This window comes from Micromonospora sp. WMMD1102 (assembly GCF_029626265.1).
GTDB lineage: Bacteria > Actinomycetota > Actinomycetes > Mycobacteriales > Micromonosporaceae > Plantactinospora.
The window spans coordinates 7,745,900-7,760,836 of record NZ_JARUBN010000001.1; the positions used below are offsets into that span (position 1 = coordinate 7,745,900).

The window sequence follows — 14,937 nt, forward strand, 5'->3', positions numbered from 1 at the left end:
CGGCAGTTCAGCGGCGGCGACGGCGCTTCGGCGGCGGGCAGTGGTCGGTACGCGTGGACACCACGCCGCACCGGCACTGCTGAAGCGGGTTCGACTTCCGGGCGGACACCCGGATACAGCCAGCGAGACTCATGACGATCACTCCTCAACAGGTCGGGAGCACCGGGGCGGCACACGGCACGGCCCGGGGCCATCGATCAGGGGTTTCAGCGCTCGCTATCCGTCCGCTCGCCACGCTCGACCGGGACCTACCGGCGTCGTCGCAGGGATGCCGCTCGCGGCCTCGCAAGCGCCTTTTCCTGTCGCTGTGGAGTTGAGAAAAACCAGGTGCGCGGCGGTCCGTACGCGAACGCCGCAGCCAAAGCCGCAACGCCGACGCCGACATCCGACCGGCGGACTTCCTGTCCTCTGGTCCTCTAGAGGACCGATAGACACCATCGTAGAGGCCGGTCGGCCGATGTCAAGAGCTATAGAGGACTTAAACTTGGAGTGACCCCACGACCGAAGGAGCAGGCAGCCAGATGGCGACGAAGTATGACCGGATTGCGGCAGATTTGAGGGCAAAGATCCGTGACGGGGACCTTGCGCCCGGAGAGCAAATGCCAGCCGAAACGGCGCTGAAAGAGACCTACCGAGTTAGCCTCGTGACGATGCGGAGAGCGTTGGATCTACTCGCCGCTGAGGGATTGATTGAGAAGCGGCACGGACACGGAACCTTCGTGCGCATACCTAGGCAGCATGTAAAGCGCACATCCGAACGCCATCAGTGGGAAAAGGATAGGGCACTCCTCCCCCTTGATCGGCGCTATGGCACCGGGTCAACGGAGCGGGATACCGGCCTTGAAATGCCAGATCTCGAATTTCATGCAGAATATAATGAGATCATCGCTGACCAGGATCTAGCGAAGGCATTCGGTGTGCCGACTGGCACGAGGCTATTGGAGCGAACCTATCGGACTCGGCCCCGATCCGAGCCTGCCCCGTTCGGTCTCGGTCATTCTTACTTGCTGTACGACATGGTTGCCGTGAACCCGGACTTGATCGACGTGACTAAGGAACCGTGGCCCGGGGGCACTCAACATCAGCTATTTACGATCGGCATCGAGCTTGATCGGATAGTAGAAGAGGTAACAGCAAGGCCACCATCGGCGGATGAGGCCGAGGAGCTAGGCATCGATGTCGGGGTTGCGGTACTTGTGCTGCGTAAAACCTCGATCGACACTGATGGTCGAGTCGTAGAGGTCTCGGATTCCGTTCTAGCGGGCGACCGTACCCAACTGTCCTACACGATAGAACTTAAGCGGTGGCCGCTTGCCGAGCGACGCCGGGCCGAGAAGGGGCTGTGATGAGCGAAGCCGATCCATCTTGGGACGCCGAGACACGTGAACGCGTACAGCGAGCCATGAATCAAGTGATGTTTACGGCGCGGGATGTACTTATGCGCTATGCGGACGAAGACTGCTTTTACGTGCCACCTAGCGAAGTCTCAGATGCCGGGGACGTAACCGGCCTCATCAACGCCGGACGGCACCAGGTTATTCGACGCTTGCAGGAGGAAATAGACCGCGCGCAGGCAACTATGGACGCTGTGATCGGAGACATCGACGATCACAGGCGGGAATTCCTCGGGCAGGACTATCGCTCGCCTCGCGTACCGCGTTCAGATTGACTTGAGAGAGGGGTTCGCAGCCGGACCGATGAGCTACGTCGGTGAGGGTGGCCAGAGGGGGCCTTATGTCGTATGCGTGTCGTCGGGTCCCGGTCGAGGCGTGTTCGTGCTGGTCACCGCCTTGATTGGTAAGGTCTTGAAAACCGGTAGGGCGGCAACGTCCTCGTGGGTTCGAATCCCACGCCCTCCGCAGCTTCGTCCTACCTGTCGAACGCAGGGATCCGGCGCCGCCACAGCTGATGGAAGCTGGTGCGTCAGGCAGCCGACTCCTTCTGCTCCCAGGGGTACGCCATCTCTCGGAGGCGCGTCGCATGGTCCTGATGCCAGCGCTGGTACCACTCGTCCCCGCGTGCGCCCGCTTCGTCGGCCCAGCCCTGAACTTTCGCGATGTATTCCTCATGCTCGGCTACCAGCAGGTCGCGAAGCGCTTGGATGTGTGGATCGACGGCCATCTTCAACCTCCCAACCGTTCGTCGAGTCTACCGAGCTGGTAGCGGTCGTCTTCCACCCTTCTGCGGTAGATCGCCTGGTGTTCCGCGTACTGTGCGATCAGCGCGTTGTGCCGATGGATCTGCTCGACGAGACGGATTCGTTCGAACTCGTCGTGCTCACGATCGGTAGACAACTGTCACCGCCCTTCTGTCCGTCCAGAACACTCGCAGTCTTTCCGATCGGCGGCCGGCACGTCCGCGACGCGGGCGCCCGCTGTGGACAACGACGGTGCTTGTGGAAAACCGCCTGATCATGTTGTGGATGTGGTAGAGCGACCCTCGGCAGGTGTACCAGCCCAGGGCCTGGTCACGGCCTGGGAGATGTCCCACACTCGGTTGACGGCCATGCGGTAGCGTCGCCTACTCTCTACGCGTAGTAATCGCATGGTGATCCTGTGTATAGATTATCGATGCGATCGACGGGCGGGTACGGGGCCGCCCTGGCGACGGTCACGCCCGTCGGGGCGTACGGAGTGGAGCGAGGGTGCGATGGAACTGCTCACCCCGGTGCAGGTCCGGAATCGACTGATCCTGGTGGCCCGGCGGATCGTCGCCGACCACGCCCCGGACGCCGAGGGGATCTGCCGCAGATGCGGGGTCCTGCACTGCGAGGCACTGGCGGCGGCCCGCGGCTACCTGGCCAGGGTCGAGGCGCCCCGCCGCCCACTGGTGGTCGAGATCCACCGCCGCGCGGCCGTATCGCCGCCCGGTGTCACCGCCGCCGACCTGCGGGTCGCCGTCGCCACGGTGCCGCCGGCCGTCGAACCGTAGCCGGGACCGGCGAGCCGCTGCGGACGGGTGTGGTGCAGGCGCGGAGGAAGGGGCCGGCGCCCCGGAGGAACGGGACGGACGGCTCGGGTGCCGAGGCCCGCGCGGGTGGTTACCCGTCGAACGGGTAGAAAGGGCACGGCGCCGGTTCTCCGGCCCGAGCCCACCCGCCGTGCGGAAAGGACTTCGCGATGACTCTCGAACGACCCGTGCCACCCGACCCGTACGAGATGCTGCCGACCGTTCCGGCATTCACGCTGACCAGTAACGACGTGCGGAACGGCGAGCCGATGGCCGTCGAGTTCGCCCACCAGAGCGTCGGCGGGGAAAATCTGTCGCCGCAGCTCGCCTGGATGGGCTTCCCGGCCGAGACCAGGAGTTTCGCGCTCACCTGCTACGACCCCGACGCGCCCACCGGCAGCGGGTTCTGGCACTGGGTGCTGGTGAACGTCCCCGCCGACGTGACCGAGCTGCCGCGGGGCGCCGGGCAGTCGTCGTCGGCCGGCGCGTCGGGCGCGTTCAGTGTGCGCAACGACTACGGCGAGCAGGCGTACGGCGGTTCCGCGCCGCCGGCCGGGGACCGCCCGCACCGGTACGTCTTCGCCGTGCACGCCCTCGACGTCGACAAGCTCGACCTGACCCCGGAGGCGAGCCCGGCGTACGTCGGGTTCAACCTGACCTTCCACACCCTGGCCCGGGCCGTCATCCGGCCGACGTACCAGGTCAGGGGCTGATTCTGGCGCCGGGCCGGCATCCGGTGCGCAGTTGGCGCCGATGCCGGGCCCGTGGCCCGCGGTGGTCTCAGGCGGGCACCCGGGCGACCGCGAAGACCGACTGGCCGAACGGCGGCCGGACCACCCGCTCGGCGGCCTTGGTCACCGGCAGTACGAGGCTGTCGTACACCTTGACCATCGGGCCTTCCTTGGGCATCAGCCGGAAGACGCTCGTCGCCATGTAGTAGCCGATCAGGCCGAGCGCGTTGGCGTAGTGCAGCGTCTCGACCTCCAGACCCGCCTCCTCCAGCGCGGCCCGCATGGTCTTCTTGGTGTAGCGCCGGACGTGTCCGGTGGCGATGTCGGCCGGGCTCATCGCGAACTGGAAGGCCGGCACGATCAGCACGATCGCCCCGCCGGGCCGGACCAGGCTGCGCATGCTGCGCAGCGCGCCGACGTGGTCCTCGATGTGCTCCAGGACGTTGTAGGAGACGGCGGCGCTGTGGTCGCCCTGCTCGGTGTTGGGCAGCAGCATCTGCCGCACCTCGATGGTCGGCTCGCTGGCCAGGCGCTCCTTGAGCGCCACCAGGCGGTCCGGGTCAGCCTCGGTCGCGGTGAAGCGCTCCAGGTACGGCGCCCACTCGATCGCGTAGTCGCCCAGGCCGCTGCCGATCTCGATCGGGTTGTTGCCGAGGTAGGGCAGGGCCAGCTCGACGAACCAGCGTCGGTGGTTGACGGCGGTGGCGAGGCCCTCGAGCACCTCTTCCTGAATACGTTGATCTCCAGTAATTTCTGCCATGCGTAGATCCCTCACGCTCTGACTCGACCTGCACTGGACCGACAGAGTGAACCATCTACGACGACCGTAGGGAAATCGGGGCACTCGTGCGAGCCGAACTCACGACTTCAGGCATCGGTTGTGACCAGTTCGGGGGTGTTTCGTTACAGACCACCCGAACATAGTCCGTGGACGTTGGGCCGGCGTGTCGTGGCGATAACGGTCCAGTGTCGATCTCCGCCCGTGCCGCGACGCTCCGTCGACCCCTCGGTGACACCGCGAATCGGCCGGCGGCTCCGCCTCCCGGTGCGGATCAGGGGGTACGGATGCAGCAGCCGGCGCAGACCTTCGGCTGCGGCAGGGTGAAGGCCAGGCAGCAGGTCTTGCGCTGCACGGTCAGCTCGCCGGTCGGACCCGGCACCAGCTCCACCAGGTCCGCCACGCCGAGAGTGTCCAGCAGTGCCCCGATCGTCTCGACCGACTCGCCGGGCAGCGCGTCGGCGGCCCGCAGCACCGCGTGCGCCACGCCGGAGGCGACGGACCCGAGCAGCGTACGGGCGCCGAGCCGGACCTGCTGGTGCAGCGAGTCGAGCATCGGGGTCAGGTGTGCGTCGAATACGGAGGCGCGCAGCACGGCGAGCAGTTCGGCCTCGCCCGGCACCACCCGCACCTCGCTCAGGCAGGACAGGGCCAGCGGGTCGGAGGGGAGCACCGCGATCTCGGTGGAGCGGCGCATGCCGAGCGCGAGCAGCGGCCGGTTCTCCTCGAACCGGACCAGTACGTCGGCCGGGTGCAGCAGCGGCACCCGGCGCGCGGAGGCCCAGCCGAGCACCACGGGCAGCAGCAGCCAGTAGGTGTACGACTTCCAGGCCAGGGCGGCGGCGGCGTGCGAGCTGGCCCCCCAGCGCTGCCGGGTGAGGGCCAGCAGTTCGGGCAGCCGGCTGCCGTCCACCAGTTCGGTGGCCGGGGCCCAGCCGGTCTCGTCGGAGACCACCAGACCGGTCGCGAGACCGGGGAGCACGTCGGTGCCGAAGGCGGCCCGCAGGGTCGCGGTGACCGGGGCCAGGGGTGCGGCGGCGCGGTCGCCGACCAGGAGAGTCACGCTCGGTGGCCGTTCTGTGGCGTAGCGGCGGACGGGCAGGTGCCCGGCACGACGGCCGCGACCGGACTGGTCTGCCTCGATGCCACCTGGATCAACCCCCCACGTCTGACGACTGATTGTCACCCTAGCCCACTAAGGCAAGCCTAACCAGACCTGGGTACTCCGGGGCTATATTCCCGCAATGTTTCCGCTGACACGTCGGCCGGGGCGGGCGGCGGAGGACGCGGAGGATCATCGACGGAGACCGGAATGTCAAGCCACTGTCGTTAACGCGCCAGTTCTGTCAGACTGACCGGCTCGGCCAGCAAACTGAGATTCCCGGCCAGAGGAACCTGATGACCACGCCTATCGAGCGGGCTGCCGACTCGTTCGCGGCCGAGCTATCCCGTCGGCGGGTCGAGCGGGGCATGACCAAGAAGCAGCTCGCGGCCCGGATGGGGTTCGACCCCTCCTACGTCAGCCATGTCGAGGGCCGCCGGCACCGGCCCACCGAGGACTTCGCCCGCCGGGCGGAGGCCGTACTCGGCGCCGCCGGAGCGATCTGGCAACGCTTCCAGGAGTACGACGAGCTGCGGCAGGCCCGCGCCGGTGCCGTCGCACACCGCGACCCGCCCGTACCCGAGCAGTGGATGCCGCCCGGCACCGGCCTGATCGTGGAGCAGGAGACCGCCACGCTCGCCTACCACGAGGGCGCGTACCGCTGCGTGATCCGGCGGGCGCTCTACAACGCCGGGACGGAGCCGGTCACCCGCTATCTGGTGCGCATCGCCGTGGACCGGTTTCCGAACGACCCGGCCCGGTCCAACCGGCACCACCGGGAGAACCCGCTGACCTTCGCCGAGCTGGACCTCCAGGCGTTCTGCGACGACCAGGGCAGCCGCGAACCGATGGAGTGGCGCAAGAAGCACGACCGGGACGCGTTCAAGGAGGTGTGGCTGCTCTTCGAGAACGCCGACGGCCGCTTCCCGCTCTATCCCGGCGAGCGGGTCACCACCGAATACTCCTACCGGGTCAACCGGGACAAGTGGGGGCAGTGGTTCCAGCGCGCCGTACGGCTGCCCACCCGCCGGCTCGCGCTCCGGCTCGACCTGCCGCTCGACCTCGACCCGCAGGTGTGGGGGGTGGAGACGTCACTGTCGGCCGAGGAGGGCCCGCTGCGTACCCCGCTGGTCCGGCACGACGAGGGCGGCCGGTCCCTCTTCGAGTGGTCGACCGACGACCCGCCGCTGAACGCCCGGTACCGCCTGGAGTGGCGCTACCGGGCCCAGCCGGCCCCGCCCGCCGCCGCGCAGACCGAGTCGGAGGGGCGGGCCAGCGACCGGATGCGGGCCGCCGGCATCGTGCAGCTCGGCGCCGACCTGCTCCGCCAGCCCGCCCGGCACTTCGACCTGCCCCGGGACGACGCCAACGCCCGGGACGTGGTGGCCCGGCTCCGGGCCGCCCTGGAACGCCTCGACGAACTGCACCCGTTCAGCAAGGGCGTCGGGCTGGCGGCACCGCAGATCGGGCTGCCCTGGGCCGCCGCCGTGGTACGCCCACCGGACCGCGACGCCGAGCCGGTCGTACTCCTCAATCCCCGGGTGGTGGATGCCGCGCTGGAGACCGACGAGCAGTACGAGGGCTGCCTGTCGTTGTTCGACCTCCGCGGCCTGGTCGCCCGGCCGCTCCGGCTCGACGTCGAGCACGCCCGCTGGGACGGCACCCGTCTGATCACGTCGTTCGAGCTGGCCATGGCCCGGCTGGTGGCGCACGAGGTCGACCACCTGGAGGGCCGGCTCTACGTCGACCGGATGGACCCGGAGGTCCCGCTGGTGCCGATCGAGGAGTACCGCGACACCGGCAACCCCTGGCGCTACTGACCCTGCCAGCCTCTTGCCCGGTGCCTACGACGGGACCGGGTCCCCGTGTCCTACGGGAGAAAGGACACGGGGACCCGGCTTTGGGGGAGAGGGAGGGTCTCTAGATGTCGCCGAAGGCGTCGTACCGGATGTTCTCCGGGGGCACGTCGTCGGCGGCGAGGGTGCGCAGGGCGGAGCGGACCAGGCGGGCGGATCCGGAGACGTAACAGTCGTGCGCGGTCCACGGGCCGTACCGGGCGAAGATGTCGGTGATCTCGCCCCGTTCACCGGCGAAGCCCGGATCCGCGCTGCACGCCGGAGTCACCGAGAGCCAGGGATGCCGGGCGGCGAGATCGTAGAGTTCGGTGAGCCCGTACAGGTCCTCCCGGCCGGCCGCGCCGACGAAGACGTGCATCCACCGGGTGCGGTTGTATCCGGCCAGTTCCTCGGCGAGCGCCTTGACCGGCGCCAGCCCCACCCCGCCGGCCACACAGAGCACGTCCCGGGAGGAGTCCCGGTCCAGCGTCATCGCGCCCATCGGGGCGGCCACCCGCAGCAGGTCACCGACCCTGGTGCGGCGGACCAGGGCGCTGGAGACCCAGCCGGCGCCGACCGCCCGGACGTGCAACTCGATGGTGCCGTCCGCGCGCGGGGCGTTGGCGATCGAGTACGTCCGCCACAGGCGCGGCTGATAGCGCGGCACCTCGACACTGACGTACTGGCCGGCGCGGTACGGCAGCTGCTGCTGGAGCGGACGGCAGGTCAGTACGGCGATGTCGCTGCCCCGGCGTTCGTGGCCGACCACCTCCGCGTGCCAGAACGGCGGGTTCGGGTCGTCGGCCGCGCCGGCCTGCATCCGCTCGGCGATCACCCGGTACGCGTCCCGCCACGCCTGGTCGTGCTCGACCGTCCACCGCTCCCCGGCGACCTCCCGCAGTGCGGCCAGCAGTGCGCTGCCCATGACCTCGTAGTGCGCCGGCCGGACGTGGTACTTGCGGTGGTCGCGGCCGAGCGAACGAAGGTACTCGTCGAATCTCTCCGGGTCACCGATGGTCTGGACAGCGGTCACGATCGCCTCCAGCAGCCGGTCCCGCTGGCCGGTCATCTGCACGGGGAACAGGGTGCGCAGGTCAGGGTCGGACAGGAACATCCGGGCGTAGAAGTATCCCGCGACCCTGTCCCGTCGATCTTCGACGAGGGTCCAGCTCTCCTTCAACAGCTGCGCGAGATTGTCCATGACACCTTCCCGGTCGGGGTCGCTGCACGAATAAGAATGAATACGGTGAGTCAGTTTCGGTCGCACAGCGTGTGCGATCGAAGGTCAAGAGTTGGTCGGCGATGCCCTGTCGAGCGTTGCGGAGGGCGGAAGACCGGGACTGAAGACCGGGACTGAAGACCGAAGCGGAAGACCGGAGCGGACGCTCCCGGGCGGTCGCCGAATCGGGCACAGTTGTCCGAGTGACGGTTGATCTCGCCCGCCCGCTCGCCCGCCGGGTGCTGGGCCCCGAGGTGTTGCTGGTCCTGGGCCTGTCGCTGGGCCAGTCCGCGATCTACTCCGTGGTGACGATCACCGCCCGGCTCACCGCCGCCCGGCCGCTCTCCCAGCAGACCGCCGCGCTGAACGCCTCCCAGTCGCCCCGGCCCTGGCTGGATCTCACATACCAGCTCCTCGGGATCTTCTTCGCCCTCGTGCCGGTGCTGCTCGCCGTACACCTGTTGAACCGCGACCGGATCCTGGACCGGCTCTCGGACCGGCCGCTGGACCGCGACGGACTGCTCGCCCGGGACGCGCTGCCCGACCAGGGTCCGGATGGCGGCCGGGACGTGCTGCCCGACCAGGGTCCGGGCGGCGCCCGGGAGGCGCTCGGCCTGGACGTCCGGCGACCCGGCCGCGACCTGGCCTGGGGGGCGGCGCTGGCCGCCGCGATCGGACTGCCCGGACTCGGCCTTCTCTGGATCGCCGCGCAGCTGGGCGTCAACGCCACGGTGGTACCGGCCAGCCTGCCGGCCCTCTGGTGGACGGTCCCGGTGCTCGTCCTCTCGGCCGCGCAGAACGCGATCCTCGAAGAGGTGGTCGTGGTCGGCTATCTGCTGACCCGGCTACGCCAGCTGGGTTGGCGGATCGGCGCAGTGATCGCCGCCAGTGCCCTGCTGCGCGGCTCGTACCACCTCTACCAGGGCTTCGGTGCCTTCGTCGGCAACGCGGTCATGGGCGTGGTGTTCGCGCTGTTCTTCCTGCGCACCAAGCGGGTGCTACCGCTGGTGGTGGCGCACACCCTGCTGGACGTGGTCGCCTTCGTCGGCTACGCGCTGCTGCCCCGCGACTGGTTCGACTGGCTGTAGCCGGGCTGCTCCGCACGCGCCACCGCCCGGTCGCCCCCGACACGGTGTCCCGGTGCCGAGCGGTAGTACTCGACGGCCCGGGCGGCGAGCCGTTCGGTGTCGGCCGAACTCAGCATCGCGGCGGCCAGCGCCATCGCCCCGGGCAGGCGTCGTACGGCCAGCCGCAGCATCAGCCAGTTCACGCTCCGGGCGACCATCGGCGCACCGAGCCGCCAGCCCGCCTCGGCGAGCCTGCCCCCTGCCGGGCTCGTCTCGCCGTCCGCCTCCACCGGCGCCACGTTCGGCTGGTCGTCAGGGTGGACGGCGATCGCGGCCTCGGCGGCGGCGATCGCGACCCGGGCGCTGGGCAGATCCGGGTGGACCCGGAGCAGTACCAGCAGGTCGGCGGCTCGGTCCGGCCGGGTCGGATCGAGGGCGTGCGCGGCCGCGAGGTGCAGCACCAGGCCAGCCTGAGCCCAGATGACGGTGGCTAACTCGGTGAACGGGGCGAGCAGCCCGGTCGTGGTCGACAGTGCCCCACCCGCGGCGGCGAGCCGGACGTACCGCCGGGTGGCCAGCCGCACGAGGCCCTGGTGGGTGGCATTCGGGTACGCCGCCCGCACCCATGCCGCCCAGGATCGAGCCTCCGGCCCCAGACTCCGTACCGCCGCCAGGGCGAGCAGTTCCGGCGCGTACCCCGGATGATCGAAAAGCTGCCGGATCGTCGACGCCTCCGCGTCGGAGGTGGCGGAGTACTCCGAGGCTGTGACCCTGGTCTCAGCGAGTTCGCCCGGACCGCGGGTACCGGCTGCGGCGGACGGTGTGCTGACCTGTGGTGCGGCGGCGGTGGAGGGTACCGGCGCGGTCGCCTCGGAGGGCTTGGCCGTGGCCGCCCCGGTCGCCGTTGCCCCAGCGGTCTTCTTGGCCGCGGTCTTCCTGGGCGTGCTCTCCTTGGCCGCGGCCTTCTCGGCTGTGGTCTTCTTGGCTGTGGTCTTCTGCGCCGGGCCGGCTTTTCCGGCGGTCGCCTTCTTCGCCGGCCCAGCCTTCTTGCCGGGGGCCTTGGCCGACGCGGCGACGCTACGGCCCGCCGCCTCTCCGCCGGTGAGGCTGGCATCCTCGGGTTGCGGGGCGACGTCACCCGCCGCGTCCACCCTGCCGGAGGCGGGATCCGGAGCGGCCGGCGGGTTCTCGGACGTCTCCTGATGGGGCGGCCTGGCCATCGTGGGGATGTCCTGGCCGGTTCGCCCGGTTGCCGGTGCCGGCGTCACGGGATCGGGCTGCTCGACCGTCCCGGACGGCTTCGCGGGCCGGGACGTGGGATGGGCCGGAGGCTGCGATTCGGGTTCGGCGGGCGGCTGGAAGAGCACTGTCGGTGGAGTCTTTCGGGCCCGGGGGCGGGGTGGCGCCGGAGGCGGGTCGGTGGTCTCCGCCTCGGCATCAGGAGAGGCGAAGGCTGCGTTGATCGGGCCGGAGCGGCGGGTCGGCTTCGGCTCCGGGCGGCGGCGTGTCGGCTCGGTGGGCGACTGCTCCTCCATGTCAGGTGAGCCTAGTCTCGGCGGCGGATCGACACCGAACAGGAACCGGCGGGCTTCTGGCGCCAGGGCGCCGGCTGGCCGGTGCGGGGCCTCAGCGTGTACCCGGGAAGTCGTTTTGCCCCGCTGGGTCGCCGCCCTGTATCCTCGACCAACGTGGTCGGGTGAGACCACGGGGAGACTTCGCCTAGTCTGGTCTATGGCGCCGCACTGCTAATGCGGTTGGGGTCTTAAAGCCCCTCCCGGGTTCGAATCCCGGAGTCTCCGCGCCGAGGGTTGGTGTGTAGACTGGCCCGGCACCTGCGCCCGTAGCTCAACGGATAGAGCATCTGACTACGGATCAGAAGGTTAGGGGTTCGAATCCCTTCGGGCGCGCCTATCTGACCAGGGAAGATAGCCGATCGGCTATCTTCCCTGTCGTCGTGTGAGTCACGTGTGAGTCACGCCTGTGGCACACGTTCTTGGACTGGCGCGGCATCGCTGAGCTGCTGATCTGTCTGGCGGCGCGGCGGGTTCGTCAGGTAGGCGTGCTCGAAGGGCTCGGACTCCTAACTTTGGTCTGTGGTCGGACTCAATCTGTTTGAGGAAGACTGTGACGTTTGGTGTAGTGAAGTCCGGTTCTCGTGTCCCGGCGGCTCTTGTCTGTCCGGCCGTGCTGCGGGCACTGCTTGCTGTTGGATCCGGCTTCCGGGGTGGGTGCTGATGCGCACCTCGGATGGGCTGGGCCGGGTGTATCGGCGGTGTGGCTGCCGTGACGAGGAGACGGGCAAGCAGTTCGGCGCACGCTGCGAGCGGCTGGCGGACCTCAGCCACGGGCGCTGGTACTTCTCGCTGCAGGTACCCGGCGTGGACGGCGGTCGTGATCGGGTCCGTCGGGGCGGGTTCGCCACTCTGGCTGAGGCGGAACGGGCCTGCTGGGAACTGTCCCAGTTGCCGGGGCCGGAGGCGTTAGCGCGGACCTGGACGGTGCGACGCTGGCTGCATTTCTGGCTGTCGGAGCTGGAGGGCCGGTTGCGGCCCACGACGGTGCTCAACTACCGCAGCATTGTGGAGAAGTACCTGATCCCGCACCTGGGCCGCTTTCGGTTGAGCAAGCTGCGCACGAAGATTGTTCAGCGGGCCATGGACGCGATTTGCCGCCAGGTCGTGCGCGGCGGCCGGCTGATCTCGCCGGGCAGCGTGAGCCGGATCCGGGCCGTGCTGCGCAGCGCGTTGTCGGAGGCGAGACGGCAGGGCATCGTCGGCCACAACCCTGCCCGGAATCTGCGGCTACCGAACGGGGCGCGTCCGCATGCGGTGGTCTGGGATGACGAGCACGAGGCGGTGTGGCGTGAGACCGGCGTGCGCCCACGGGTCGCGGTGTGGGACCTGGACAACCTGGCGCGGTTCCTTGAGGCGGTGCGCGACGACCGGTTGTTCGTGCTGTGGTGGCTGGTGGCGCTGCGCGGCCCTCGTCGGGGCGAGATGGCGGGCCTGCGCTGGGAGGACATCGACCTGGCTGTGGGAGAGTTGACGATCAGGGAACAGGTCATCGTCATCGGTGGGCGGGAGCACCTCGGGCCGCCCAAGTCAGCGGCGGGAGTGCGGACACTGGCGCTCGACGACGCCACGGTGAAGCTGTTGTGGGAGCTGTGGCATGAGCAGCGACGCCGGCGCGGCGGGGTTGATCCGAAGGGGCGGGTCTTCGTCCACGCGAACGGGCGTCCGGTGCGGCCGGACTGGTTGACCCGCCGGTTCGCGAAGCTCGTCAAGCAGTTGGGGCTGCCGCCGGTGCGGTTGCACGACTTGCGGCACGCGGCCGCGGGGCTGGCGTCTGCGGCCGGGGTGGACTTGAAGCTGATCCAGCACGACATGGGCCACGCCAGCCCGGTCACCACTGCGGAGACCTACATCTACGTGTTCAAGCGGATGGCCAAGGAGGCGGTGCGGGCGAGCGCAGAACTGCTGTTGTCCCACGTGAAGATCCGAATGTCACTGGAAGGTGCCTCCCAGGCATGACCTGACGATCACGGTCACCGCACACCCCTGATGGGTGGGCAGTTGCGGCTGCGGCGTCCGAAGTCGGTAGGGCTGCCCGGAAAGGCCGAGAGATCTTCCTCGTCCCCCCGGGCAGTCCGTGGCGAGATCGTCACCCGCTTTCGCGTGTCCGCCGAATTCTGCCCTTTGGCGCGACCTGGTCCTTCATCTTGGACCGCCTCTGCGCTGCGCGGGTGTCGCTGGCTGGCTTCGTCTTCTCGGCGGTCGTCGGGCGCCGTGTTGCGCTGTCTCCGCGCCCAGCGGGCCGCCGCATTTCGGCGCCGGGTTTGCCGGCGTTGAGGACGAGGCGGGCGGTGGCTTCGGCGGCCTTGTGCTGGGTGGCGGGCAGGCTGGTGGTGTAGGTGTCGGCAGTGATGCGGATGGTGGCGTGGCCGAGCTGATGCTGGATGGTTTTGAGATCGGCGCCGGCGGTGTGGGCGAGGGTCGCGGCGCCGTGCCGGAGGTCGTGCAGCCGAATCGGCGGTAGCCCGGCCCGGTCGACCAGGAGCCGGAGGCGCTGGGTGAGGTAGCCGGGATGGACGGGTAAACCGTAGGGGCTGGTGAAGACGTAGCCACTGTCGTGGCAAACCTTCCCGGCGCCGGTGCGTGCGGCGCGGTGTCGGCGTTGCCGTTCGGCATGCTGACCCAGGATCCGTACGGTGTGCCGGTCCAGGGCTATGGTGCGGCGGCTGGTCGCGGACTTGGGTGGGCCTTCGTGGACGTCGTAGCCGGCGGTGGTGCGTTGCCGCACGATCGATAGTTGGCGGGCGTGGAGGTCGATCTCGGTCCAGCGCAGGCCGGCGGCTTCGCCCCGGCGCAGGCCGCGTAGGGCGATCAGCCACCACAGGGCGAACAGGTTGTCGTCGCGGACGTAGTCGAGGAACGCGGCGAGCTGGACCGGTGTCCAGACCGCGACGGACGGCCGCTCGCCGGTGGCTTCCCATTCAGCGACCCTGTTCTCGGTCCACAGCCGTGCCAGGGGACGCTCCTGGGCGGGCAGTTCTACCCGCCGGGCGGGGTTGTCGACGATCAGGCCCTCGCGGATGGCGGCGTTGAGCGCGGCCCGAAGGGTGGTGTGGAGGTGCCGCAGCGTGCACGGCGTCTGGGGCTGGCCGGACCGGTTGCGGGTGGCGGCGATCTGCGTGAACGCCGCGTTGAGCTGCCGGGAGGTCAGGTCGCCGAGGATCAGGTGTCCGACGTGGGGGACGAGGAATCCCTCGACATCGCGCGTGTAGTGCATTTTGGTCGTCGGCCGAATCCTGGTCCTGGTCGACAGCCAGTACCGCAACCACCGGGTGACCGTCCACGACCGGCCGGCCTGCTGCTCACGAGACAGGATCAGGAGTTCGTCGCGGGCCTTCCGCGCGGCCGCCTCCGACGCGTACCCACCGCGACGTACCCGTTCGTTCTGTCCGAGCAGATTCCGCGTGGAGCAGTGGAAGTACCAGCTTCCGTGGTCAGGCTCCGGCAGCTTTGGGCAGCTCTTGCCCAGCGTCCGCCTGGTCGCTGGGTCCAGGCAGCCGCACCGCTTCACAATCGCACCCTGGCTTTTCATCGTTTTCTCCCTTTGTTGGTGGTGGCCACACCCTCACCCAGGGAGATTGGGTAAAAATCGGTTTCCGGATTGGTTCACGATTTCCGTCGACTACGAGCCGTCCGGCGCGCGTAAGAGCTTCAGTTCAGTTCGTTGTCCGGGATTCGGTCTTGG

Annotated in this window: 14 protein-coding genes and 2 tRNA genes; 9 read left to right on the forward strand and 7 right to left on the reverse strand. The window is 69.1% G+C overall.

Going from position 1 to position 14,937, the window contains the following annotated elements; translation table 11 throughout:
* Positions 1 to 521: 521 nt before the first annotated feature.
* Both O7626_RS35215 and O7626_RS35220 read left to right on the forward strand, forming a co-directional pair.
* On the forward strand, positions 522 to 1,346 hold the full coding sequence (locus O7626_RS35215) for a GntR family transcriptional regulator (protein WP_278065294.1): 825 nt from the start codon (positions 522 to 524) through the stop codon (positions 1,344 to 1,346).
* Entirely contained in the window at positions 1,346 to 1,669 is a 324-nt protein-coding gene (locus O7626_RS35220; protein ID WP_278065295.1) for a hypothetical protein, read from the forward strand. The genes O7626_RS35215 and O7626_RS35220 overlap by 1 nt, the downstream gene beginning before the upstream one ends.
* A 254-nt stretch (positions 1,670 to 1,923) precedes the next feature.
* Here O7626_RS35220 and O7626_RS35225 read toward each other — a convergent pair whose 3' ends face one another.
* Together O7626_RS35225 and O7626_RS35230 are read right to left on the reverse strand one after the other, a co-directional pair.
* Positions 1,924 to 2,121: a hypothetical protein gene (locus O7626_RS35225; RefSeq protein WP_278065296.1), complete on the reverse strand. Its 198-nt coding sequence runs from the start codon at positions 2,119 to 2,121 to the stop codon at positions 1,924 to 1,926.
* Positions 2,122 to 2,123: 2 nt separating this feature from the next.
* A complete protein-coding gene (locus tag O7626_RS35230) occupies positions 2,124 to 2,294 on the reverse strand; it encodes a hypothetical protein (protein ID WP_278065297.1) in 171 nt (56 codons plus the stop codon).
* Positions 2,295 to 2,649: 355 nt separating this feature from the next.
* Here O7626_RS35230 and O7626_RS35235 point away from each other — a divergent pair, with 355 nt between their 5' ends.
* Both O7626_RS35235 and O7626_RS35240 read left to right on the forward strand, forming a co-directional pair.
* Positions 2,650 to 2,931, forward strand: a complete 282-nt coding sequence (locus O7626_RS35235) for a hypothetical protein (protein WP_278065298.1) — start codon at positions 2,650 to 2,652, stop codon at positions 2,929 to 2,931.
* A gap of 188 nt (positions 2,932 to 3,119) precedes the next feature.
* Complete coding sequence (locus tag O7626_RS35240) at positions 3,120 to 3,662, forward strand: YbhB/YbcL family Raf kinase inhibitor-like protein (protein ID WP_278065299.1); 543 nt, start codon at positions 3,120 to 3,122, stop codon at positions 3,660 to 3,662.
* A gap of 67 nt (positions 3,663 to 3,729) precedes the next feature.
* Here the strand turns inward: O7626_RS35240 and O7626_RS35245 are convergent, their stop codons facing one another.
* Together O7626_RS35245 and O7626_RS35250 are read right to left on the reverse strand one after the other, a co-directional pair.
* Complete coding sequence (locus O7626_RS35245; RefSeq protein WP_278065300.1) at positions 3,730 to 4,440, reverse strand: class I SAM-dependent methyltransferase; 711 nt, start codon at positions 4,438 to 4,440, stop codon at positions 3,730 to 3,732.
* 292 nt (positions 4,441 to 4,732) lie between these two features.
* On the reverse strand, positions 4,733 to 5,512 hold the full coding sequence (locus O7626_RS35250) for a ferric iron reductase (protein WP_278066457.1): 780 nt from the start codon (positions 5,510 to 5,512) through the stop codon (positions 4,733 to 4,735).
* Between the two features lie 341 nt (positions 5,513 to 5,853).
* Between O7626_RS35250 and O7626_RS35255 the strand changes: the two genes are divergently transcribed.
* Entirely contained in the window at positions 5,854 to 7,380 is a 1,527-nt protein-coding gene (locus tag O7626_RS35255) for a peptide deformylase (RefSeq protein ID WP_278066458.1), read from the forward strand.
* Between the two features lie 100 nt (positions 7,381 to 7,480).
* Here the strand turns inward: O7626_RS35255 and O7626_RS35260 are convergent, their stop codons facing one another.
* Entirely contained in the window at positions 7,481 to 8,596 is a 1,116-nt protein-coding gene (locus tag O7626_RS35260) for a globin domain-containing protein (RefSeq protein ID WP_278065301.1), read from the reverse strand.
* Positions 8,597 to 8,817: 221 nt separating this feature from the next.
* On the opposite strand from O7626_RS35260, the gene O7626_RS35265 reads away from it, so the two are divergent.
* Positions 8,818 to 9,702, forward strand: coding sequence for a CPBP family intramembrane glutamic endopeptidase (locus O7626_RS35265; protein ID WP_278065302.1), 885 nt, complete (start codon positions 8,818 to 8,820; stop codon positions 9,700 to 9,702).
* Here O7626_RS35265 and O7626_RS35270 read toward each other — a convergent pair.
* Positions 9,663 to 11,216 carry a hypothetical protein gene (locus O7626_RS35270; RefSeq protein ID WP_278065303.1) on the reverse strand — a complete coding sequence of 518 codons (1,554 nt, stop codon included), beginning with the start codon at positions 11,214 to 11,216 and terminating at the stop codon, positions 9,663 to 9,665. The genes O7626_RS35265 and O7626_RS35270 overlap by 40 nt on opposite strands.
* Positions 11,217 to 11,389: 173 nt before the next feature.
* Here O7626_RS35270 and O7626_RS35275 point away from each other — a divergent pair.
* The 3 genes from O7626_RS35275 (at position 11,390) to O7626_RS35285 (ending at position 13,211) form a co-directional block, all read left to right on the forward strand.
* A tRNA-Ser gene (locus tag O7626_RS35275) sits at positions 11,390 to 11,480 on the forward strand.
* 35 nt (positions 11,481 to 11,515) lie between these two features.
* Positions 11,516 to 11,588: transfer RNA gene (locus tag O7626_RS35280), tRNA-Arg, on the forward strand.
* Between the two features lie 327 nt (positions 11,589 to 11,915).
* The gene (locus O7626_RS35285; RefSeq protein ID WP_278065304.1) at positions 11,916 to 13,211 is read left to right on the forward strand and encodes a site-specific integrase; all 1,296 of its coding nucleotides are present in this window, start codon (positions 11,916 to 11,918) and stop codon (positions 13,209 to 13,211) included.
* A gap of 130 nt (positions 13,212 to 13,341) precedes the next feature.
* Here O7626_RS35285 and O7626_RS35290 read toward each other — a convergent pair whose 3' ends face one another.
* Complete coding sequence (locus O7626_RS35290; RefSeq protein WP_278065305.1) at positions 13,342 to 14,784, reverse strand: site-specific integrase; 1,443 nt, start codon at positions 14,782 to 14,784, stop codon at positions 13,342 to 13,344.
* Between the last annotated feature and the right edge of the window lie 153 nt (positions 14,785 to 14,937).